The sequence below is a fragment of the Mycobacterium lacus genome, assembly GCF_010731535.1.
Lineage (GTDB): Bacteria > Actinomycetota > Actinomycetes > Mycobacteriales > Mycobacteriaceae > Mycobacterium > Mycobacterium lacus.
Map to the genome: position 1 here is coordinate 1,258,815 of NZ_AP022581.1, position 22,764 is coordinate 1,281,578.

Annotated in this window: 16 protein-coding genes and 5 pseudogenes; 10 read left to right on the plus strand and 11 right to left on the minus strand. The window is 65.8% G+C overall.

What is annotated here, in order from left to right; genetic code table 11:
• Positions 1 to 81 precede the first annotated feature (81 nt).
• The 4 genes from G6N24_RS05945 to G6N24_RS05955 form a co-directional block, all read right to left on the minus strand.
• A complete protein-coding gene (locus G6N24_RS05945; RefSeq protein ID WP_232070698.1) occupies positions 82 to 798 on the minus strand; it encodes a DDE-type integrase/transposase/recombinase in 717 nt (238 codons plus the stop codon).
• Positions 799 to 1,086: 288 nt separating this feature from the next.
• Positions 1,087 to 1,533: a transposase gene (locus tag G6N24_RS23840; protein ID WP_179963471.1), complete on the minus strand. Its 447-nt coding sequence runs from the start codon at positions 1,531 to 1,533 to the stop codon at positions 1,087 to 1,089.
• A gap of 105 nt (positions 1,534 to 1,638) precedes the next feature.
• On the minus strand, positions 1,639 to 1,839 hold the full coding sequence (locus tag G6N24_RS24205; protein WP_232070699.1) for a hypothetical protein: 201 nt from the start codon (positions 1,837 to 1,839) through the stop codon (positions 1,639 to 1,641).
• The gene (locus G6N24_RS05955; RefSeq protein ID WP_232070700.1) at positions 1,809 to 2,297 is read right to left on the minus strand and encodes an integrase catalytic domain-containing protein; all 489 of its coding nucleotides are present in this window, start codon (positions 2,295 to 2,297) and stop codon (positions 1,809 to 1,811) included. The genes G6N24_RS24205 and G6N24_RS05955 overlap by 31 nt, the downstream gene beginning before the upstream one ends.
• A 207-nt stretch (positions 2,298 to 2,504) precedes the next feature.
• On the opposite strand from G6N24_RS05955, the pseudogene istA reads away from it, so the two are divergent.
• Positions 2,505 to 4,058 (plus strand): annotated as a pseudogene (gene istA, locus G6N24_RS05965) (IS21 family transposase).
• A gap of 72 nt (positions 4,059 to 4,130) precedes the next feature.
• A pseudogene (gene istB, locus G6N24_RS05970) lies at positions 4,131 to 4,884 on the plus strand (IS21-like element helper ATPase IstB).
• Positions 4,885 to 5,155: 271 nt separating this feature from the next.
• On the opposite strand, the pseudogene G6N24_RS23845 reads toward istB, so the two are convergent.
• Both G6N24_RS23845 and G6N24_RS05980 read right to left on the minus strand, forming a co-directional pair.
• Positions 5,156 to 5,440 (minus strand): annotated as a pseudogene (locus tag G6N24_RS23845) (integrase catalytic domain-containing protein); the annotation flags it as partial.
• Between the two features lie 1,490 nt (positions 5,441 to 6,930).
• Entirely contained in the window at positions 6,931 to 8,328 is a 1,398-nt protein-coding gene (locus G6N24_RS05980; RefSeq protein WP_085159334.1) for an IS1380 family transposase, read from the minus strand.
• Positions 8,329 to 8,464: 136 nt separating this feature from the next.
• Here G6N24_RS05980 and G6N24_RS25710 point away from each other — a divergent pair.
• Positions 8,465 to 8,965 (plus strand): annotated as a pseudogene (locus tag G6N24_RS25710) (PE family protein); the annotation flags it as partial.
• A gap of 1,088 nt (positions 8,966 to 10,053) precedes the next feature.
• Here G6N24_RS25710 and G6N24_RS05990 read toward each other — a convergent pair.
• Positions 10,054 to 10,290 (minus strand): annotated as a pseudogene (locus G6N24_RS05990) (IS110 family transposase); the annotation flags it as partial.
• A 352-nt stretch (positions 10,291 to 10,642) separates the two neighbouring features.
• Between G6N24_RS05990 and G6N24_RS05995 the strand changes: the two are divergent.
• Genes G6N24_RS05995 through G6N24_RS06005 form a run of 3 tightly spaced genes read left to right on the plus strand, consistent with a single transcriptional unit; the run spans position 10,643 to position 14,137 of the window.
• Positions 10,643 to 13,474 (plus strand): aminotransferase class I/II-fold pyridoxal phosphate-dependent enzyme, encoded by a 2,832-nt coding sequence (locus G6N24_RS05995; RefSeq protein WP_085159824.1) that lies wholly within the window; start codon positions 10,643 to 10,645, stop codon positions 13,472 to 13,474.
• A 22-nt stretch (positions 13,475 to 13,496) separates the two neighbouring features.
• Positions 13,497 to 13,721, plus strand: a complete 225-nt coding sequence (locus G6N24_RS06000; RefSeq protein ID WP_085159834.1) for an antitoxin — start codon at positions 13,497 to 13,499, stop codon at positions 13,719 to 13,721.
• Complete coding sequence (locus G6N24_RS06005; protein WP_085159822.1) at positions 13,718 to 14,137, plus strand: type II toxin-antitoxin system VapC family toxin; 420 nt, start codon at positions 13,718 to 13,720, stop codon at positions 14,135 to 14,137. Before G6N24_RS06000 ends, G6N24_RS06005 begins: the two co-directional genes overlap by 4 nt.
• Before the next feature lie 850 nt (positions 14,138 to 14,987).
• Here the strand turns inward: G6N24_RS06005 and G6N24_RS06010 are convergent.
• Positions 14,988 to 15,935 carry an ERCC4 domain-containing protein gene (locus tag G6N24_RS06010; RefSeq protein ID WP_085159820.1) on the minus strand — a complete coding sequence of 316 codons (948 nt, stop codon included), beginning with the start codon at positions 15,933 to 15,935 and terminating at the stop codon, positions 14,988 to 14,990.
• A gap of 123 nt (positions 15,936 to 16,058) precedes the next feature.
• Between G6N24_RS06010 and G6N24_RS06015 the strand changes: the two genes are divergently transcribed.
• The 3 genes from G6N24_RS06015 to G6N24_RS06025 all read left to right on the plus strand — a co-directional run bounded on the left by G6N24_RS06015 (position 16,059) and on the right by G6N24_RS06025 (position 17,854).
• A complete protein-coding gene (locus G6N24_RS06015; RefSeq protein WP_331253225.1) occupies positions 16,059 to 16,271 on the plus strand; it encodes an AbrB/MazE/SpoVT family DNA-binding domain-containing protein in 213 nt (70 codons plus the stop codon).
• Positions 16,268 to 16,669, plus strand: a complete 402-nt coding sequence (locus G6N24_RS06020) for a PIN domain-containing protein (RefSeq protein WP_085159815.1) — start codon at positions 16,268 to 16,270, stop codon at positions 16,667 to 16,669. Before G6N24_RS06015 ends, G6N24_RS06020 begins: the two co-directional genes overlap by 4 nt.
• A 264-nt stretch (positions 16,670 to 16,933) precedes the next feature.
• Complete coding sequence (locus G6N24_RS06025) at positions 16,934 to 17,854, plus strand: restriction endonuclease (protein ID WP_085159812.1); 921 nt, start codon at positions 16,934 to 16,936, stop codon at positions 17,852 to 17,854.
• A 232-nt stretch (positions 17,855 to 18,086) separates the two neighbouring features.
• Here G6N24_RS06025 and G6N24_RS06030 read toward each other — a convergent pair whose 3' ends face one another.
• Positions 18,087 to 18,539: a hypothetical protein gene (locus G6N24_RS06030; protein WP_139822360.1), complete on the minus strand. Its 453-nt coding sequence runs from the start codon at positions 18,537 to 18,539 to the stop codon at positions 18,087 to 18,089.
• A 358-nt stretch (positions 18,540 to 18,897) separates the two neighbouring features.
• Here G6N24_RS06030 and G6N24_RS06035 point away from each other — a divergent pair, with 358 nt between their 5' ends.
• Positions 18,898 to 19,335, plus strand: coding sequence for an SRPBCC family protein (locus G6N24_RS06035; RefSeq protein WP_085159832.1), 438 nt, complete (start codon positions 18,898 to 18,900; stop codon positions 19,333 to 19,335).
• A gap of 11 nt (positions 19,336 to 19,346) precedes the next feature.
• Here the strand turns inward: G6N24_RS06035 and G6N24_RS06040 are convergent, their stop codons facing one another.
• Positions 19,347 to 20,561, minus strand: coding sequence for an FAD-dependent monooxygenase (locus G6N24_RS06040; protein WP_085159808.1), 1,215 nt, complete (start codon positions 20,559 to 20,561; stop codon positions 19,347 to 19,349).
• 176 nt (positions 20,562 to 20,737) lie between these two features.
• Positions 20,738 to 22,705, minus strand: coding sequence for a PE domain-containing protein (locus G6N24_RS25300; protein ID WP_085159806.1), 1,968 nt, complete (start codon positions 22,703 to 22,705; stop codon positions 20,738 to 20,740).
• Positions 22,706 to 22,764: the final 59 nt, after the last annotated feature.

Below are 22,764 nucleotides of genomic sequence, written 5' to 3' on the forward strand. Positions count from 1 at the left end.
GCTGGTGTGCCGGCATGACATTCCCTCTATCAACCTCAGGTAGCGGGCGGTAGCTGTCAAGGTGTTTGAGACAGCGTCTCACTATGTGGACACTATTTTCGGTTGTGGGGTCGGTGGGTTGATCCATGCGGCGGTTGGTAGTTTCGGGGGCTGTGGTGGGCTGCTAAACCGGTTGGGGTTGGCGGCGTAGGCTTCGGCCATGACCCGGGCGCGTGCGGCTTGGATGTGGGCTGCGGTGCCGAAGTACACCGAGGCCGGTGTGTGCAGGCCGAGCGCGGAATGGCGGTGCTCGTGGCGCAGGTAGTCGAAGAAGTCTTTGCACCAGGTGCGGGCGTGCTCGATCGAGTCGAACCGTTCGGGAAAATCGTTGCGGTACTTCAGCGTTTTGAACTGGGATTCGCTGAACGGGTTGTCGTTTGACACCCGTGGGCGCGAGTGGCTGCGCGCCACGCCGAGGTCGATTAGCAGCTGGGCGACGTTCTTCGACGTCATCGCCGAGCCCCGGTCGGCGTGGATCGCGCCGGGCCGCCCGTGTAGCGCGGTCAGCTCGGCCATCCAGTCCTGGGCGATGTCGGCGTCCTCGTGGTGTTCCACGCGCCAGCCGACGGGGTAGCGGCTGAAGATGTCCAGCATCACATAGAGCTGGTAGAACTCCGCGCGCACCGGCCCCGCCAGCTTGGTGATGTCCCACGACCACACGTCGTTGGGTTGGTGGGCGACCAGCTCGGGTTTGACCCGCGGCGGGTGTGTGGCTACCCGCCGCCGTTCGCGGGTCATGTTGTGCGCACGCAGGATCAATCCGGTACATCGTGGACTGCGAGCACAGGTAGACGCCCTCGTCGAGCAGCTCGGCCCACACCTGCGCGACCGCCTTGTCAGCAAAGTGCGGCTGGCACAACACCGTGAGGATCTGCGTGCGCCCAACGGCGTCGAGCGCGTTGGGCGGCGGTCCCGCCGGCCCGGGTTTGCGGCGTGGGCCAGCAGAGCGGTTGCGTTGTCGGTACAGGCTCGCGCGTGGCTTGCCCAAAAGCGCGCACGCCTGCGCGGTGGAGGTTAGCCGCTCCACCTCGGGCAGCAACTGTGCGATCACTTCTTCGACCCGGGCCGCGTGCCCGTGCTCTCGGAGAGCGTCTCCAAGAGCGCGTGTGCTTTTCCCGCCAGATCCAGTGCGGCCCTGGTGCGTTCGAGCTCGGCCTCGGCCCGTTCGGCCCGCTTGCGTAGTCGTTCGATCTCAGCCTTGTCGCGGTCCTTGCTGCCCCGACCGCCTGACCGGGCAAGCCCGTCCAACGCGCCCGCGTCGCGCGCTCGCCGCCACTCCACGATGTGCGACGAGTACAGGCCCTCACGCCGAAGCAGCGCACCCCGCGCACCCGGCTCGGTCATTGCGTCGTACTCAGCCACGATGGCCGCCTTGTACTCCGGGGTGAAGGTGCGCCGCCGGGGACGATCCGCCCGTGGCCCAACGGTCGAATAGGTTCCCACTCCTTCATCATCGGTGCTACAGGTCCGGACCTCGGTCAAAGTCGCGGTCATTGTTCGTTGCAATCCTTACTTGCCCTCAACGAGGTGCCTCACACAAAAGTGAGCGCGAAGTAGTGGCTGGTGCCTCAGGCATTGTGAGCGCGTGGGGGGCTTGCATTACTTCGTCTTGGCCAATCGGCTGATTGACGGTTGCAATGCTTGCAGGTCGAGGTGACGGTCGGCGGCCAGGGTCTCGGTCTTGTCCTTGGTCAGGTCGAGCAGCTGCATCTGGATGGCGTTGATCTGCCGGGTCAGCTCGGCGGGGTTGATTCCCTTGATGCGGGCGGCTATAGCCGAAAGGTGTTGGGTGTCAAGCACTCCTGATGCCTGTAAGCGTTGCCACGGGGTGGCCGGCTTGTCATAGATCCGTGTGCGGCGGCCCTGTGCGGTGGTGGTGTACCCGACGGCCTTCTTGTCGGGGTGAAGAAGTTCAGACGCAACGACACCAGCTGCCACAACCGGTTGAGCAACTCGAGCTCTTGCGCGGTGTCATAGCGCCAGTAGAACGCGTGTTTGCGTACCACGTGGTTGTTCTTGGACTCCACATGGGCCTGGTCGTTCTTCTGGTATGGCCGTGAGCGGGTCTGGGCGATGTCGCGGGCCTGCAGCCAGGCAGCGACGTCATGATTGATGAACTCTGAACCGCAGTCTGAGTCGAAAATCACCATCGCGAATGGGAAGCACCCCTGCAGCTGCTCGATGCCCTCCATGATCCACTTCGACGCATTGTTGCGGATCGAGCAGTTCTCGGTCCAACCGGTCACCAGATCAGTCATCGTCAGAGTGCGGGCGAACTTGTCAGCGGTCACGCAATTCCCCAGGTTTGAGGGGTTGTCCGTCACGGAATTCCCCACCCTGGCTGTCAGGTAATTCCCCACCCTGGGCGGTGTGTCTGCCGGGTGTGGGCCTCGCACACATGTTCGCTCTTGATCCGTCGGAGTACGGCGGACGAAGGGGCACTGATGGCGAGGAGAGATATCGAGATGTTCGATCTGATCGAGTTGTACACGCATTGGCAGGCTGGTCGCTCACAGGTGCAGTTGTGGCAGTCGCTGGGGATGGATCGTAAGACGATCCGCAAGTATCTGGCCCCGGCGGTCGCCGAGGGCATTGGCCCAGGCGGAGAACCGCTGAGCGCCGAGCAGTGGGCGGCGCGGATCGCGCAGTGGTTTCCCGGACTGGATGATCGCGGCGCGCGGGCATCGACGTGGCCGTTGATCGACCGGCATAGCGACCGGATCAGGACTGGCTGCACGCCGATGTTACGGTCGCCACGATCGCGCAGCGGCTACGTGACGACCATCAGGTCGACGTGTCGGAGTCCTCTGTGCGGCGTTGGGTGGCAATGAATTTCGCCGATGAGGTGGCTCGTGCTCGGGTGAGCGTGCCGCGCGGCGAAGTGCCGCCGGGCAGCGAAGCGCAGATCGACTACGGCCGGTTAGGAATGTGGCTGAACCCGGCCACAGCCAAGCGAGTCGCAGTGTGGGCGTTTGTCATGGTGCTGTCGTGCTCGCGGCACCTGTTCGTTCGCCCTGTGGTCAGGATGGACCAAACCACCTGGTGCACTTGCCATGTCGAGGCATTCGAATTCTTCAATGGTATTCCGGCCCGGCTGGTGTGCGACAACCTCAAGACCGGGGTGGACAAGCCCGACCTATATGACCCGAAGATCAACCGCACCTACGCCGAGCTGGCCGCCCACTACGACTGCTTGATCGACCCGGCCCGGGCGTTCAAGCCCAAGGACAAACCTCGTGTCGAGCGGCCGATGCCGTATGTGCGGGATTCGTTCTGGCGGGGCCGCGAGTTCACCTCGCTGGCTCAGATGCAGGGCGAGGCGGCCCGGTGGAGCCGGGAGGTGGCCGGGCTACGACATTCACGGGCCCTCGACGGCGGCCAGCCGCTGCGGGTGTTCGAAGCGATCGAGGCCGATACGTTGAAACCGTTGCCGCGCCACGCGTTCGAACTCACCACCTGGTCTATCGGCACCGTGGGGGTCGATACGCACCTCAAGGTCGGCAAGGCCCTCTACAGCGTGCCATGGCGGCTGATCGGGCGGCGCCTGCACGCCCGCACCGCCGGTGACATCGTGCAGATCTTTGCCCACAACGAGGTCGTCGCCACCCATGTGCGGCGGGCCTCGGGCGCTCCACCGACTTCTCCCACTACCCGCCGGAGAAGGTCGCCTTCGCGATGAAAACCCCACCTGGTGTCGGCACACCGCCGCCCAGGTCGGCCCCGCCTGCGAAGCGGTGATCGCCGAATTCATGCGCGACAACGCGATCCACCACCTGCGCTCGGCGCAAGGAGTGCTCGGGCTGCGCGACAAGCACGGCTGTGATCGGCTCGAAGCCGCCTGCGCCTGCGCGATCGCCGTCGGCGACCCGGCGTATCGGACCATCAAGGGCATCCTGGCCGCCGGCACCGAACACGACGCCACCACCGCCGAACCGGCCACCGGCGCCGCCGCCACTACCGCGGCGTTCCTGCGTGGCCCCGACCAGTTCGCCACCGGCGACACCGGCGGAGTCGGCTGAAAGTCACCCGGGTCCCGGAATCTGACCGAATCACAACCCACATAAGCTATTTCACAAGGAGAACACGACTTCATGGGTATTTGTGACCCCGCGCTGCGCAACGCGCTGCGCACTCTGAAACTGTCGGGCATGCTTGACACCCTCGACGCCCGGCTAGCCCAGACCCGCAACGGCGACTTCGGGCACCTCGAATTCCTGCAAGCACTGTGCGAGGACGAGATCGCCCGCCGCGAATCGGCCGCCCTGACACGGCGCATCCGCCGCGCGAAGTTCGAAGAACAAGCCACCTTCGAATCCTTCGACTTCTCCGCCAACCCGAAACTGCCCGCCGCCATACTGCGCGACCTGGCCGCGCTGCGCTGGCTCGACGCCGGCGAGTCGGTCATCCTCTACGGACCCGTTGGGGTAGGCAAAACCCATGTGGCACAAGCACTCGGGCATGCTGTAGCCCGACGCGGCGGCGACGTCCGTTTCGCCAAAACCTCTCGGATGCTCGCCGACCTCGCCGGCGGGCACGCCGACCGCAGTTAGCCAACGCATCCGCGAATACACCAAACCGCTCGTGTTGATTCTTGATGATTTTGCGATGCGCGAGCACACGACCATGCACGCCGACGACCTCTACGAGCTAATCAACGAACGCGCGGTCAGCGGCAAGCCGCTGATCTTGACCTCCAACCGCGCCCCCAACGACTGGTACGGCCTATTCCCGAACCCGGTCGTCGCCGAATCGCTACTCGACAGGATCATCAACAGCAGCTACCAGATCCTCATGGACGGACCCAGCTACCGGCCCCGCAAACGGCCCGGACGCAGCGTCAGCTAGACAACGCCACCGCGGGCACGGTACACATACCATCGAGGCCCGCACCTGGGGAATTCCGTGACGGCAGCCCTGGGGAATTACGTGACGGTCGACAGAACTCGCCGATCAGTGTCGGACCGCAGTGCGCCACGGTGTCGGCCTCAATCACCCCCGGCGCCTCTGGCGCCTCCTCAGCGCAGGTTCGGATAGTGATCGAGTTACGCAGCAGCGGTGAGGGTTTGGTCGTCGTGATGCCCTTGATGCGCATCCGGTCCCGGGCGGGTTTGAGGTAGCGGTCCACGGTCGCCGCGCTCATCGCTTTCAACTCAGCCAATGCCCGCTCGGTGGCAAACGGCCGGTCAAGATCACCGGCCTCGGAAAGTAGCGGCAGCCACAACCCGAGCATCACAACCAGGTACTTGCCGCACGGCATGCCCATCAACGCCCACACGTGCTCCAGCAGCGCCCTGGCATCGTCGCTGAAGCCACGCGGCCGCAGCCTGCGCCCATCGGCCGGCACTGCCGGGTCCGGCAATCCCGGGCCGGTCAGCATCCGGCGAGCTGTCGAGCGGCCCATCCCCGTAGTAGCCACCACCCGATCCAAGATCTTGCTCTTGTCTGCCCTCAAGGCTCTGCGGTACTGGGCCTGCAGTTTGTTTGTTACCTGCCGTCTCGCGGCCATGTCGATCTTGCCCTCCACATCAGGCAAGCCTCCCCGGCTACGCGCTCAAACTAGCTGAGGCACCACCACCGGCCACGCGCTCAAACTAGCTGAGGCACGCCGCTCAATACCTGGTCAGATATTTTCGAACCATGCTGTCTCAACTAACCCTGCCAGAGAGGGAGATGCGGTTAGGGTGAATTTGCCCGCGGCACCGTGGTGGTCGGGTCATAGGGGATGCGGTCTTGCCGGCAGCGCCAGATGACCGCGCGTCCAGGCTAGCGCCAGGATGTGTACAGCATGTGGTCTTTGCCTTCGTGCCGCGTTGTAGATGTTTGCCGCTCAGAGGCTTTCGTGGCGGCTGTTGTCGGCGAAGGTGGTGAGTGCTTGACGGAATGGTCTGTTGCAGGCCTCGGTGATACACAGCAGCGCCGAGCCCATTGCGGCCCTACCACGGTGGCCGAGCCGCGGTCAGTGCGGCTCCGCGGCCCAGATGGTTTTGGCCGCAATATCCAAGGTGGGCAACAGATTTGAATACGCGATGACCGTGGCGACAACGAACTCGCCTTCCCGGTGCACCGGGACCGGCTCCGCAGGCGGCGCGAGATGACGGGCGACCTCGAGACCCGCGCATCCGGCACCGGAGGCCGGGACGGCGCTGCTGGCGTTTGGCCACTGAGCTCGACTGTACCCTCCGTGGCGGTGGCCAGCCCGCGCGAAAGCCGCAACGACACGCGCACCGTGCCGCGCGTCGGTGCGCCGCCAGCCCGGGTCTGCACGCTGTGGTCGACTAACAGCATCGAGTCGATGACCTCGATCTGCGGCAGCCCCGCCCGCAATGTCAAACACGGTGCGACGGGCAGACGGCGATGCGCCCGTTGCGCCGCGGGAATGATCGAAGCTGGCAAGCAGTGCCGCCAAATCAACGGCCTCCCCACATGCGCCGAATGGCGCATTCGACCACGAAACCGCCGAGTCTGTCGTATTCGTTGTGCGTAATGACGATCATGTCCACCGAACCGCTATCAAAGTCCCCGGAGTTCGGGAAATCGATTAGTGGTGGCGGGCGAGCGAAAAGCGGAGCAGTCGGTGGAAACCTGGGATATGTTGGCCCCGGATCACGAGATGATGCGGCGTGCCGCACTTCCCGTTGGTGACTAGGCAATCGGCAGTCGGTATGCGTTGTGTCGTGTTGAGAGGGATGTCAGATGTCGTTTGTGATTGCGGCGCCAGAACTAGCCTCGATTTTTCGCGCTGCTTGATGGGTGGGGTGTGAGCGGGGTTCTGGCCGGCTGGTGACGCCGATTCTGGCAGGTGGGTGCGACAGGTCGCCGGCTGTCGTGCCGGTGGGCGGGCTTCCTGGGGGCCGGGGTCTTTCGTCTGGTCGGGTCAGGGAGGTCGGGTGGTTAGGTGAAGGCGGCGCGGATGCGAATCCAGGCGGCGGTGATGGCCTTGGCCCAGCGCCAGGTGGCGTCGATGCGCAGGCGAACCTGGCGGGCGCCGCGGGTGATGCGGGCGGCCACGTGCAGCACCCGGTAGCGGAAGGCGGCGATCTCGCAGCGCGCCAGGTCCGGGTCCTCGGTGAAGCCGATCAGTTTGGTCCAGGCGATCAGATCGGTGGCTGCCAGGACGATTTCAAGCCAGGCGGCATTGGCGTCAAAAGCACTGAACGGTAGATTCCGCAGGCCGGTGGCTTTGGCTTGGCGGATGCGGTCTTCCACCCGGGCGTGTTGGCGGTGGCGCAACTCCAGGCCGGCCAGCTGGCCGGGGATGGCCCCGTCGGCGGTGTCGGTGAGAAACCCGGTGACCCGGTGGCCGTCAGAATCGGTGAACCGCAACTGGGCGCCGGGGTGCGGGCGCTCCTTGCGTAGGACCAACCGCGTGCCGGCCGGCCAAGCCGACAGATCCACCAGATCGGTGGCCTCGGCGACCCAGGCGCCGTCGCGGATGGCGCCGTCGGTGTCGATGGCCGGATACCAGGCATCGGCGTCGTTGAGGATCTCGACAGCGTTTTGCACGCGGGAGTCGATGACCGCGCCCAAGGAGAACCCCACGTGCGCGGTACGGCAGGCCGCGGCGAACCCGTAGGTGGCCCCGGCCGAATCCGAGCGGATCAACACCGCCGGCCCGTCGGGGTTGTCCGGGTCGGGACGGTAGGCCGCCGGTAGCGATTCCAGCGCCTGCTCAAGAACGGTGATGTGGTCGGCGGTGGTGTTCGAGCCGGCGTTGCCTGCGCGCAGCAACCCGGCCAAGGCCTCCCCGGCGGCGATGTCGGGACGGTCCAAAAACACCAGCAGCGGGTGGAATCCGAAGGTTTTCTTCCAGGTCGCTGCCGCGTTTTCCTTGTTGTCGGAATGATCAACGCAGATGGTGGCATCGACATCCAGGTGCAGCCACCCACCGTGCTCGGGGGCCGCCCCGGCCGCCCACGCCTGGGCGCGGGCATGCGCGCGGGCCGCCCGAATCCCCGGCAGATGCGCGGCGTCGATGCGCTCATCAACCAACCGCCACAGCGTGCTCGTCGAGGCCACCGGCCCGAACGCCTGCTGGCGGTCACCCCACAATGCGCCGACCGAATCGATGCAGTCCGCGCCGTCGGCCACCGCCGCGGCCAGATCAGCGAACACCACCCCGGGTGCATGCATCCACGGCCCCCGGTAGGTATCGGCCAACACGGCTGTGACCTGCGACGACAGCCCGGTCAGATCGGCGACCTCCCGCAGCATGCCCACCCCGGCATGCGACACGACACCGGCACCGTCGGCTGATACTTTCACCCGCGGACCCGCTGCGCTACCGTTCACTTAGAAAGTGCCTCCCCGCTGGATACTGACGACTTGAAGAAACCTCATTATCCATTGCAGGACAGGCACTTTCGCTAACTCAACACCGTGTCACGCACAGTTTCGCGAAAAATCCGGGCTAGTGGCGGCGGCAGCTATGGATTTGGCGAGGATTGGTTCGACGGTCGGCGCCGCCAACGCGGCCGCGCTAACCCCCACGACGACGGTGCTTGCCGCGGGCGCCGATGAGGTATCGGCGGCTATCGCGGCGTTGTTCGGCGCGCACGCTCAGGGGTATCAGGCGCTGAGCGCCCAAGCGGCGACGTTTCATGACCAGTTCGTGCAGGCATTGACCGCAGGTGCGGGCTCGTATGCCATCGCCGAGGCCGTTAACGCCGAGCAGAATCTGCTGAACGCGGTGAATGCGCCCACCCTTGCACTGGTGGGGCGCCCGCTGATCGGCAACGGCGCCAACGGGGCCCCGGGAACTGGAGCAAACGGCGGGGACGGCGGGATATTGATCGGCAATGGCGGGGCGGGCGGGTCCGGCGGGTCCGGCCAAGAAGGCGGGAACGGCGGGGCCGCCGGGCTGTTCGGCAACGGCGGGGCCGGTGGCGCCGGCGGCAACTCAACCTCTGGAAACGGCGGGGCCGGCGGAAACGGCGGGGCCGGCGGGCTGTTCGGCAACGGCGGCGCCGGCGGCATGGGCGGGCGCAGCAGCCTCGACATCGGTGGGGCCGGTGGGGCAGGTGGCGTCGGCGGGCTGCTTGGCGTGGGCGGGACGGGTGGCAACGGCGGGCCCGGCCCCACCGGTGGGGTCGGCGGGGCTGGTGGCGCCGGCATGCTGTTCGGCGCGGGCGGTGCCGGTGGCACTGGCGGGTTTGGCGCTACCGGTGGGGCTGGTGGGGCCGGCGGCATGCTGTTCGGCGCGGGCGGTGCCGGTGGCACTGGCGGGTTTGGCGCTACCGGTGGGGCTGGTGGGGCCGGCGGCATGCTGTTCGGCGCGGGCGGTGCCGGTGGCACCGGCGGGTTCGGTGTCTCCGGCGGTACCGCCGGAGACGGAGGGGCCGGTGGCAACGCCGGCATGCTCCTCGGCAACGGCGGTGCCGGCGGCGCCGGCGGGTGGGGCATTGGCACTGACGGGACCGGTGGGGCCGGCGGGGCGGGCGGCAACGCCGCCATGTTCTTCGGCACCGGGGGCAGCGGCGGGGCCGGGGGGAGCGCCCAGTCTTTGTTCGGTGGCAATGGCGGGGCCGGCGGGGCGGGCGGCAACGCCGGCATGTTCTTCGGCACCGGGGGCAGCGGCGGGGCCGGGGGGACCGCCGGGCATTCCAGCACCACCGGCGCCACCTTCGGTGGGGCCGGCGGTGCCGGCGGCAAGGCCGGGTTAATCGGTGACGGCGGTGACGGCGGGGCTGGCGGTCGGGGTGGGATCACATCGGGTAGCGTCGGCGGTGACGGCGGCAGCGGCGGCAACGCATGGCTGATCGGCAACGGAGGTAACGGCGGCAACGCCGGGATCAGCACGACCACGGGCAACGGCGGCGGCGGCGGTACCGCTGGGCAGCTGTTAGGCCAGAACGGGATGAACGGATTGCCGTAGCCAACGGGTCCGCGATGGCTCATTGCTTTCGGGATGTCCGCCGGCTGGGGCGCCTCGATCCGCATCAGTAAGGCTGGGCCCAGGTGGCGCAGCCGCAGGTATTCGGCGATGACTTCCGCGTCGGCGGCGTCGGCCTCGGCGTCGGAGAGGACCGCGCACTTACGCCAGGTCTTGATCGCGTTCGGGCTGATTGGCACGACCGAGTGTCCAGCCTCCAGCAGCAGGTCCACCAGCCGCCCGCTCGGGCGTTCGATTGCGATCGGAATATCCTCCGCCGCAGCGTATTTCGCTAATCGTCGAATCAGGGTGGCGATCCCGTCCGCGGAATGGTCGATGGTGAAGCGAGCCACGACCTTGCCTGCTTGGTCGATCACGCACACGGCGTAGGACTCACCAGCCCCGTCGATTCCGACGAAGAACAACGCGGCAGGGACGGCGGGAGATAACTCGACTCCTCAACATGGATGAGTGCTTACAATCGCCGTCTGCAAACATCTACTGTGGCATTGGGATGTCGGACAACACCACCTTCGCCGTATGCGAAATCCGCGACCATACCGTGGTAGCGCGCCCCGCCCGACGCCCTGCATGGCGGGTGTCAGCATGCGCCAAGGCAGCGCGCCGGACATGTCGCGTGATTCCGACACCGTCCAGGGCCCCGGATTCCGTCTCGCGCGCGATAATTATGAGCCGCACTGACGGTGGCCACCCGCACCAGAAGAAGGTGACGACATGACTCGAGACAAGGCCCGCCCGCGACGGCTTCGCGTCTCCGCGCTGGCGGCAGTCGCCAATCCTTCGTACACCCGCATCGACACGTGGAATCTGCTCGACGACGCATGCCGTCACCTCGCCGAGGTCGACCTCGCCGGGCTGGACACCGCCCACGACATGGCCAAGGTGAAGCGGCTGATGGACCGCATCGGCGCCTACGAGCGGTACTGGCTGTATCCCGGCGCGGAGAATCTGGCGGCGTTCCGGGCACACCTGGAGAGCAAGTCCACGGTGCGGCTCACCGAGGAGGTGTCGCTGGCCGTCCGCCTGCTGAGTGAATATGGCGACCGCACAGCGCTTTTCGACACTTCTGCGCCGTTGGCCGACCAGGAGCTGGTGGCCCAGGCCAAACAGCAGCAGTTCTACACCGTGCTGCTCGCCGACGATGCGCCCGCCACGGCTCCCGACTGCCTGTGCGAACAGCTTCGGGCGCTGCACAACCCGTCCGACGATGTCCAGTTCGAGCTCCTGGTGGCCCCCAGCGTCGAGGACGCCATCACCGCCGTCGCGCTCAACGGCGAGATCCAGGCCGCGATCATCCGCCACGACCTGCCGCTGCGGTCCCGTGACCGGCTGCCGCTGATGAACACGTTGCTGGGCGCCAACGAGGACGTGGTCTCCATCGAGGGCGCCCACGACTGGATCGAATGCGGTGAGTGGATCAGGGAGCTGCGCCCGCACATCGACCTGTATCTGCTCACCGACGAGTCGATCGCGGCCGGCGACGGCGACGAGCCCGACGTCTACGACCGCACGTTCTACCGGCTCAACGACGTCACCGACCTGCACAGCACGGTGCTCGCCGGGCTCCGGAACCGGTTCGCCACACCATTTTTCGACGCCTTGCGCGCGTATGCGGCGGCGCCGGTCGGCCAATTTCACGCTCTTCCCGTGGCGCGTGGCGCCAGCATCTTCAACTCCAAATCGCTGCAGGACATGGGGGAGTTCTACGGCCGCAACATCTTCATGGCCGAGACCTCGACCACCTCCGGTGGCCTGGACTCGCTGCTGGACCCGCACGGCAACATCAAGAAGGCGATGGACAAGGCCGCGGTCACCTGGAACGCCGACCACACCTACTTCGTCACCAACGGCACGTCAACCGCGAACAAGATCGTTGTGCAGTCGCTGACCCGGCCGGGCGACATCGTCCTGATCGACCGCAACTGCCACAAGTCGCACCACTACGGCCTGGTGCTGGCCGGCGCCTACCCGTTGTACCTGGATGCTTATCCGTTGCCCCAGTTCGCGATCTACGGGGCGGTATCGCTGCGCACGATCAAGAAGGCGCTGCTGGACCTGGACGCGGCCGGGCAGCTGCACAAGGTGCGCATGCTGCTGCTGACCAACTGCACCTTCGACGGCGTCGTCTACAACCCGCGGCGGGTGATGGAGGAGGTGCTGGCGATCAAGCCGGACATCTGCTTTTTGTGGGACGAGGCGTGGTACGCGTTTGCCACCGCCGTGCCGTGGGCCCGGCAGCGGACCGCGATGGTGGCCGCCGAGCATCTCGAGAAGATGTTGGCGTCCCCGGAATACGCCGAGGAATACCGCGATTGGGCCGCATCGATGGAAGGGGTCGACCGCTCGGAGTGGCTCGACCGCCGGCTGCTGCCCGACCCCAGCCGCGCGCGGGTGCGGGTGTACGCGACGCACTCCACCCACAAGTCGCTGTCGGCGCTGCGGCAGGCGTCGATGATCCACGTCCGCGACCAGGATTTCAACGCGCTTGCCCGCGACGCGTTCGGTGAGGCGTTTTTGACCCACACCTCGACGTCGCCGAACCAGCAACTTCTCGCGTCGCTGGACCTGGCGCGCCGGCAGGTCGACATCGAGGGATTCCAACTGGTCCGGCAGGTCTACGACATGGCGCTGGTCTTCCGCCACCGCGTCCGCAAAGACAAGTTGATCAGCAAGTGGTTCCGCATCCTTGACGAGTCCGATTTGGTGCCCGAGGAGTTCCGGGCCTCGGCCGTCAGCTCGTACCGTCAGGTCAGGCAGGGTGCCCTGGCCGAGTGGAACGAGGCGTGGCGGTCCGATCAGTTCGTGCTGGACGCGACGCGGGTCACCCTGTTCATCGGGGCGACCGGAATGAACGGATACGACTTCCGCGAAAAGATCCTGATGGAGCGGTTCGGCATCCAGATCAACAAGACGTCGATCAACAGCGTGCTGTTGATCTTCACCATCGGCGTCACCTGGTCGAGCGTGCACTATCTGCTCGACGTGCTGCGCCGGGTTGCCACCGACTTCGATCGGACCAAGAATGCGGCCAGCGCGGCCGACTGGGCCCTGCACCAGCGCCGTGTTGAGGAGATCACCCAGGACCTGCCGCACCTGCCCGACTTCAGCGAGTTCGACGTTGCGTTCCGCCCGGAAGACGCCTGCGTGTTCGGCGACATGCGGTCGGCCTTCTACGCCGGCTACGAAGAGGCGGATCGCGAGTACGTGCTGATCGGCATGGCCGGACGGCGGCTCGCCGAGGGAAAGACGTTGGTGTCCACCACTTTTGTGGTGCCGTACCCGCCGGGCTTCCCGGTGCTGGTCCCGGGTCAGGTGGTCTCCAAGGAGATCGTCTACTTCCTGGCCCAGCTCGACGTCAAAGAGATCCACGGCTACAACCACGAACTCGGATTGTCGGTGTTCACCCAGGAGGCGCTGAAGCGGCTGGAAGCCCAGCGGAATGCCGTCACCGCGGCAGGTAAAGCGCTGCCGGCCTTCGAGGTACCGCGGGATGCATCCACCTTGAATGGCGACCGCGTCGTGGGGGCTGTTGCCGAAGACGCGTGACCTCCGGCGCTACCATGATGCCATGCGCACCACTTTGCAAATTGATGACGATGTCCTCGAAGATGCGCGTGACATCGCACGGGCGGAGGGCCGGTCGGTCGGCGCGGTGATTTCTGAGCTGGCGCGTAGGTCGCTGCGGCCGGTCGGAATGGTCGAGATCGACGGGTTTCCGGTCTTCGACGTTCCATCGGATGCACCGGTCATCACCGACGAAGATGTCGCCCGCGCACTCGAGGAAGATGTGTGACCGCACTGCTCGACGTGAATGTGCTGATCGCGTTGAGCTGGCGCAACCACGCTCACCACGTGGCGGCGCGGGAATGGTTCACGCGGTCTTCGTCGAGTGGATGGGCCACAACGCCGATCACCGAACTGGGATTCGTTCGCATTTCGAGCAATCGCAGGCTGATGCAGGTGTCGACGACACCGGCGACCGCTATCGCACAACTGGAGGCGCTGAGGAGGCTTCCGGGCCACGCGTTTTGGCCCGACGACGTGCCGTTGGTGGTGGGCGAGGGTGGCGATCGCGCGGCTGTTTCGACTCACCGTATTGTTACGGACCGTCATCTGATTGCATTGGCCGCAAGATACGGTGGCCGGCTGCTTACTTTCGACGCGGTCCTGGCCGATGCGGCACCGGCCGGGCTCGTTGAGCTGCTGTAGCTCAACATTGATGCGCATCGTGCGCACCCGACCGAACACCGGCAACCCTTACCGTTAGACGTATCGGAAAGCGTTGCGGCGGTATCGTTGTCGACGTATGCCGGGCGTTGGCTCGCTGGCTACCGCGCCGCGGCCCGGCCTTAAGCGCAGACATCAAATCGCATTGTCGAGCGATGCATTGTAAACGTCCAAGGCGATATCGTGAATGAGCAAACGAGATGCAGGGGCGGCATAAGGCTCGGTTGATTCTCGGTACTCGCGGAATAACCGAAACAATCAACGCGGCAATGGCAGCCGTTGTAAGGCCGTTGTAAGGCGGGCAGCCTTGGAAGAATTTACTTTGCGCGATTTCGACGTCACCGACGCGGCAGGGCGCCGATCCGCTCGTCGCTGACTTCCCCCTCATTCAAGCTCACCTCGTCGATACGAGTGCCTGGAGCAAGTCCCGCAATGATGCGCGTCTCCTCGAGGTGTTCGACGAGTCGGCCCGCAGAGGGCTCGTCGCCACCTGTGACGTCATATGTCTCGAGTTGCTCCGGAGTGCGCGTAACCGCGATCGCGTCATCCTGCAGTCACGCCACCTCGGCAGCTGCTCCAGTGCCCGATCGGCCGCCGCGTGCTGGCTCGGGCGCGCGAAGTGCAGGTCGAACTGGCGGCGGCCGGCCACCACCTCGGTGTCAAGCCGGTCGACCTTGTGATCGCGGCCGCCGCCGAGGCGCCCAGTTGCCGATCCTGCACGACGACCACGACTATGGCATCATCGCGTCGATCACGGGTCAGCCGTCGCGGTGGCTCGCGCCGCCCGGCTCCCTGCGTTAGGGACCTCTCAACGACCGCGAGGTGCGGTTAGTCACCGGTGATGCGCGGCCCGCCAGGCCTGCAGAATCTCCGGGCGCAGCCGCCCGCGGTCGGACACCGGCAGGCCTACTGTTTTCGCCCACGCGCGCAGCTCGGCGCTGTTGGGCTCGGCTTGCGGAGCCGACTCGAAAACCGTTGCGGCGTCGTCGTTGTCAACGGACCACGCGTGCGCCGCGGCGAGGTAGCGGTAGGTGTACTCCTGGGCCAGCTTGCGGGTCTGGCAAAAGACAATCGGCACGCTGGGAAAGCTGATCTGTAATTCGGCCAGTCCATCGGCCACTGCTGCCGGCCGGGCGTAGGTAAGCGCGAAGATCTCCGAATAGCGGTCCTCGACGACGACGGCGGCCCGCGGCAGCGCGGCGAGCTCGGTGAGTTGGTACTTCAGCCGGCCGGTCAGCACACCGGAGGCCAAGTCCGACAGCGCCTTTCGCTCGACCGCTGCGACGAGTTGCCCAGCTACTTTCAGCCCGTAGTCACCACAGGGGAGTGCTTCACGCGTTGTCGTCGCGGGCTTGTCGGCGAAGGTGTACGGGTAGCGTTCGTGGGCGTCGACGACGATGTCGAGCTCAGGGATGCCGGCGGCTCGAGCGGTGGGGGTCCGCACACCGGGCCGGGACTGCCTTCGCGTTTTGGGGCTCTGCCAGAACACCACCTGGCGGCCGCGGGCCATGGTGTGCACCAGTTGCGATCGGTTCTCTCGGGAGCGCGCGGCGACCACGTCGATAGCCGCGCCCCGGCGGCTGCAGCTGCGCAGCTCGACCCGGTCGACCAGGACGGGGTCGGCGGGCCACTCGGCGATGTCGAGCCGGTGGCAGTACAACGCCTTGGTTCGCGGCCATACGTCCGACGTGGCGAACACCAGCCCGGCACCCACCGGCACCCGGATCAGGTAGGGCAGTCGCGAGCCTTCGTCGGGGTTGGCGGCGACGAGCAGCTCCACAGCTTGTGAGGGTACGGGTGCAGCAGGCACTCGGGCCAACGTATCGCCGGAGGTATCCTTGCTTTTTTCTGAAAGTAAGGCGCCCCGATGGATGCTGCGGCCAAGATGACGTCGAAAGGGCAGGTGACGGTCCCCAAAGCGGTGCGTGATGCGCTTGGGTTGACGGAGGGGGATCAGGTCGTCTTCCGGATCGCGGGCAACCGAGCGGTGCTTGCCCGCACACCGGACTTCCTCGCCCTGGCCGGCACGATCCGCATACCGGCGGCCAAACGCAATGTCGCCTGGGACGAGGTGATCCGCCGCACCAGGACGAATCGGGCTGCGGGTCGGCGTTGAGCGCGTTCGTCGACACGAACGTCCTCGTCCGACACCTGACGGGCCACCCGCCGGAGATGGCCGCACGCGCGACTGCCTACCTCGAAGCCGAGCCTGAGTTACTCCTGACCGACCTGGTCGTCGCCGAAACGGTGTACGCGTTGGAATCGTTCTACGAAACGCCCCGCGACCAGATTGCTCAAGCGATGCGGTCGCTCGTCGGCTTCGACTCGATGCTCTGCGTGGACTCGGCCCTTCTCCTGCGCACGATCGAGGTCTACGAGAGCGAACGGATCGCCTTCGCGGAGGCGTACCTCGTCGCCTGCGCCGAGAGCACCGGGATTGGCAAGGTCGCGTCCTTCGACCGGTCCATCGACCGGATGACCACGATCGAGAGGATTGAGCCACCAGCGGTGTGATCCCGAAGTTGCTTGCTGGACCCGCGAGTTTGCTCGTGGCCGGACCTGCAGCAGTTGGTGCGCGGCGGCTCCACACGGAGCGCGGCGAATAAGCCTGGTAAGCCCCGACCCGCCATTTACGCTTATCGGCTGCGAGCAACGACCCGAAAGACCGACGTGCCGCCGAGCAGTGCGCACGTGTGCTGATCGACCATCAGCTCGCCGATGCCGGATTGTTGGTCCAGGACAACAAGCAGCTCATCTAGTTTGCGGGAGTGGCCTGTCATGACGATCCCTGACTTCCAGACCCTGATGCGGCCCATTCTCGCGTATCTCGCTGACGGACAAGCCAAGTCGACCAAGGATGTCATCGCGGCCATGTCGGATGAGTTCGGTCTGTCGGATGACGAGCGGGCCCAGATGTTGCCGAGCGGCCGCCAGAAGACGATGTACGACAGAGTGAACTGGTCGCTCACCCACATGTCACAAGCAGGGCTGCTCGACCGCCCCACCCGCGGCCACGTCCAACTCAGTGACGCGGGCCGTCAAGTCCTGAACTCGCATCCCGATCGCGTCGACGTGAAGATCTTGCGGGAGTTCCCGTCGTACATCGCTTTTCGCGAGCGAATGAATGCCAAACAGTCAACCGAGGCGGCACACAAGAACCGTCTCGCGGGAGAGGAGCAAGTCTCGCCGGAGGATCTCATCGACGCCGCACTCGCTGAGAACCGGGCAGCAGTTGAGGGCGAAATCCTTAAGAAGGCACTCGCGCTGTCGCCCACCGGATTTGAAGACCTGGTGATCAGGCTCCTGGAGGCGATGGGCTACGGGCGAGCCGGTGCGGCCGAACGGACGAGCGCTTCCGGCGATGCCGGCGTCGACGGAATCATCAGCCAGGACCCGCTCGGGCTCGATCGCATCTACGTGCAGGCGAAGCGGTATGCGGTTGACCAAACGATTGGCCGTCCGAAGATCCATGAGTTCGCCGGTGCCCTGCTAGGCAAGCAGGGCGATCGAGGCGTCTACATCACCACGTCATCGTTCTCCCGCGGCGCCCGCGAGGAGGCGGAGCGGATCAACGCCCGGATCGAGCTCATCGACGGCGGGCGGCTGGCCGAGCTGTTGGTGCGGTATGGGGTTGGTGTTCAGACTGTGCAAAAGGTCGAACTCTTGCGACTCGACGAAGACTTCTTCGACGGCCTGTGAGGAACGTCGTTGCGCGGTTACTAACACCCGCAGTTAGCTGACTGAGGTCGCAGCGGGCCAGAAGCTGGGATAGTGAGAAAGGGCGAAAGAGGAGGTGGACGAGAGGATGGCGCACGAGTTCGAATTACGGCTGATCGGTAGCGATATGCCAGCCGGTGAAGTATCGCTCGCAACACTGGCCAACCTCGTAGAGGGACTCCAAGAGTTGACCCTGCGAATCGGTCGTGACCTCCTAGCAAGTCCTGGCTCGGGTCGCACGGCCGAGGCGGTTACCTCCATCACTTCGATGCGACTGGTTGGTCTTGCGGCCGGCAGCACCCGATTGCAGTTCGCGCGCGGACCGGTTGACGAACTGGATCTCGACCTGACGGCGTCCGCTGAGATCGATGCGAGATTTTGGGAGATCATCGACGGCGTCGCAGCCAACATCCGCCCACCCTGGATGACGGACCTGATCGCGGAGAGCACGAGGAAGGTCGTCGCCGCCCTGCTGAGTTCGGCGCCCGCGGTGGAGCTGACCAGACGTGGTCGACAGCCCGTCACGATTGCCACGGCGAAGTTGCGTGCCGAGGTCTGGCAACCTGCCGCCACCGACATCACCGCAGCCGATGTGGTGGTAACCGGGAGGTTGGAGGCTGTCGATCTCAGGAGCGGTCGTTTCCGTGTCGTCGACGATGTCGGGCATCGGTTCAATCTTGATCACGTGCCAGAACCCGCGGGGGTTGCACATTTGATCAATCACAGAGTGCGAGCGGCGGGTGCCGGTCGGTCGGACCCGAAAGGGCAGCTGAAAGGCCTCGAGGCGCCGTCCATCGAGGCACAAGAGCTGCCCGCATCCTGGCTGACCCCCACAACAGCTGACCTCGGCGCCGAACTGGCCAAGGCAGGCCCCGAGTCTCGGTGGCGGCGCCGACCTCACCGACGACGAGTTCGACGATTTCATGGCGACCATCAAAGGCTAGGAATTGGGAGCACGGACGGACCTGGCGCTTCTGGACACCGACCTGTTGCGGGCTCCGCGCGGCCTCGATCATGATGGGCGAGTGAGTAAGGTAACCCTAACCACGGAGCTGCCCATCTCGGCGCAGGCGGCGTGCGCGTTGGCGCGCAAGCCGGACGTGCTGAAATACCTCCTTTCGCCGGTCATCCAAATGCGAAGCCTCAACTTCCCCGATCACATCGATGTCGGCACGCAAGGTTCGACCCGACTGTGGTGGTTCGGGTTCGTCCCCGCCTGGAAACATCATTTGACCGTGAAGGAGCTGGACGACACCGAGATCTACACAAACGAACACGGGGGACCGGTCCGCACCTGGAACCACCGGCTGACGTTCACCCCCATCGATGAGCACAGCTGTCGGTACACCGACGAGGTGGAAACCGACGACGGGTTGCGGGGTTTGCCAACGCGCGCCTTCATCCGGCTGATGTTTCGGCATCGCCATCGCCGGTGGCGCACCCTGGCTCGGCTGGTTGCCTGACCGGGTGACCCCTACTCCCGGCGGGCGCTGGGACGCGAAGCCGGGTAGTCGGGCAGCTCGACGGCGTCGGCCGTGGTGAACCACTTCCGTTCGGCGAACGGCCGAAACGGCCAGCGCTGCATGTACTTCATCACCAGCGCGTTGACGCGGATGTCGGTGGCGGACTTGGGCAGATAGCCGTCGATGCCGTTGGGCAGCTTCTGGCAGCGGTCCACGTAGGGCCGCATCACCGTCTGGTAGCGGTCCAAAGCGGCCGCCGGCTGCCCCGCAGTCAACTCACCGGCCAACACGTAGGCGCCGACCAGAGCCAGGCTGGTGCCCATGCCGCTGAGCGGGGACGCGCAGTAGCCGGCGTCCCCGACCAGCGTGACGCGCCCGGACGACCAGCCCTCCATGTGAACCTGGGTGAACGCGTCGAAGTAGAAGTCGTCGGCCTCGCGAGCGGTGGCGACCAGCGCATCGGAATGCCAACCGGCACCGGCGAATCGGGCGGCCAGCAGATCGCGCTGGGCGTCGAGGTCACCGCGGTCGTAGCTCAGTGGTTCCGAGCGAAACGCCAATCCCGCCTTGGCGATCGCCGGGTCATGCGACGGGCGCATGGACGCGTTCAGACCGCCGGGCGCCTGGTACATCAGATACCAGCCGTCCAGGCCGACGGTATCGGGCGCGCTGAACCAGGCGTTGTAGCCGCCCAGCGGCCGCACGAAGCTCTCCTCGGGCCCGAAGACCAGCCGTCGCACGGTCGAATGCGGCCCGTCCGCGCCCACCACGAGATCGGCGCGCAACGCGGTGCCGTCGGACAACGTCGCCACGACTTCGCCGTCTTCCTGCACCAGCTCCGTGATCCGAGTGCCGAACCGGTAGTCGGCGTCGGCGGCGCTCGCCTGGTACAGCACATCGGCCAGGTCGCCGCGCAGGATCTCCAGTCGGCTGACCACGCCGTTGCCGTGAAAGGCCGTAACCGGCATCTCGGCGCGACGCCGTCCGTCGGCGTCCACCCAGGCGATACCGCGCTGGTCCAGGCTCCGGTCACGCATCTGGTCCAGCAGCCCCATGCGCTCGACCACCGCCCGCCCCGCGCCCCGCAGGTCGACGGTCTGGCCGCCCGGGCGGATGCCGTCGGCGATCTCGACCACGACCACGTCGTGGCCGCTCCGGCTGAGCCAGTACGCGAGGGCGGGCCCCGCGATACCCGCGCCGCTGATCAGGACGATCGGTTTTGGCATGCGCCCGAGCCTAGCGATCAGCTGAGCGGCCCGTCGTTTCCCGGGCGTCTGACGCACGAGTCTGCATCCAGGGTGCCCAAACTGCATCCACGGCGCCGCGATATCGCGACTCGTCGCGCTCAGCGCAGAATGAACACCTCACCCGGGGTCGGGCACCGCCGGACCCCGGCACGCTCCTAGGTGAGGAATGGGTTGAATACCGGCGGGATGATTTGGTTGCCGGTCACGCCGGTGAGCCGGATCCAGATCTGCGCGGGGATATTGACCGCCTGGTAGACGCCGGCGCCGATCCACGAGACCGGTACCTGTAAGAAGCTGGGCACCGCATCGACGATGCCGTTCACCTGCTCGTACACCAGGTAGGGAATCGTGGCCGCGATCGTGCGCGACACCAGCCTCGCGTTGGTCACGGGATCGGGATAACCCTGTGCGGCGAAATCGGCGCTGAGCACAGTGAACAGGTTGGCGCCGGGATCAACGTAGGTGCTGTTGAAGCTGGGGTCCGTCAGGGGCGCACCCTGCATATACGGCATCGGCGGAATACCGAATTGATCCATAATTGTTGGCGTCGTACTGACGATTTGCCATGAGTTGTTGATATACCCATCTCTCGCATCGTTGTAGGCCTGATCGAAGATGAGGAATGTCGCTGTCTCACGGGGTGATTGGAAGCCGTGACCGCGGCCGAACTCGTTGGGCCCGATTTCACCATGGTCGGTGACCACGAGCGTGGAAAATTGCTCGCCGGGGTGCATGGTCTCCCAGTCGTATACCGCTCCCAACAGGCCGCCACCGCCTGCGGTCTGGGAACCAAGGTTATAGTCCATGTTCCGAATGGCCAGCTGCACCTGCGGCGAATCGCCGCCGTACATGTGCGCGTTGTTATCGACACCCACGAAGTACGAGAAGATGAGGTTGCCTTTGTTTGGATCGGCGGCCAGAATCGCGGCCTGAGACTTCTGCCCGACCAGGTTCTGTGTCGCTATCCAGTTCGTGTCGCCGGCGACCTGCGGAACGAATTCGATGTGGTCGGCGGGGTTCGAGCCGGCGCCGGCGATTTGGGTTATGACTTGCCAGTTAGCGATGACCGTGGTGTCGACTTGGTCGCCATAGGTGTTCTCGAGGAAGTTGTACACGGTCGGCCATGTGTCGTACGTCCAGGGGGTGAAGACGTTGTTGGTCACGCCAGCCGTCTCGCTCCACACTCCGGTCTGCATGGTCGTCCACGAGGGGTTGGAGATGGTGGTGTGCCCGACGATGGTGGACGCGGAGGTGACGCTTTGCTGCATCAGCGCGTGGAAGTTCGGGGTGCCAAGCGGGTCGGCCAGGATTTTGCTCAGATTCGTGCCGTCCGTGCCGATCAACAGGAAATTCGCGTCTGGTGCAGCCATGAACAGCGCGAGCGCCTGTTGTTGAGACAGGTACAGCACGTTTTCGTGGCCCCCCGGGGCGCCGGTGGCGCCCGGGCTGCCGAACACGGACAAGGCCCGACCGCCGAACCCACCGGTCCCGCCGGCGATGGTTCCTGTGCCGACCCCTCCCACACCGCCGGCCCCGCCATTGCCCAGCAACCACCCGCCCGTGCCGCCGGTGCCGCCGGCCCCGCCTCCGATGCCGCCGGCGCCGCCGACTCCACCGTTACCGATCAACCCGGCATTGCCGCCGGGCCCTCCCGTCCGGCCCGGCGCACCCGACCCACCCGCGCCGCCATTGCCCCACAGGATCCCGCCGGCCCCACCGGCTTGCCCGGTGCCGGGCGTCCCGTTGGTCCCGTCGCCGATCAACGGACGCCCCAGCACGAGGTTCGTGGGCGCATTGATCACACCCAGAACGTTCTCGGCGAGGGTCTGCAGCGGGCTGGCATTGGCCGCCTCCGCGGCCGCATACGCCCCGCTGGCGGCACTCAGTGCCTGCACAAATTGCTCATGAAACACCGCCGCCCGCGCACCGATCGCCTGGTATTCCTGGGCGTGGCCGGAAAACAGCGATGCAATCGCCGCCGATACTTCGTCACCAGCGGCAGCCATCAGCGTGCTGGTGGGAGCCAACGCCACCAGGTTCGCCGCCCTGATCGACGAGCCGATATCCGCCACATGTGCCGCTGCTGTCGTCACTACGTCCGGCGTGGCGATTAGATACGACATCGCGGACCTCCGCCCTGGCAAGTTCTTGACCGTCCCAAGATGTGACCATGCCCATAATT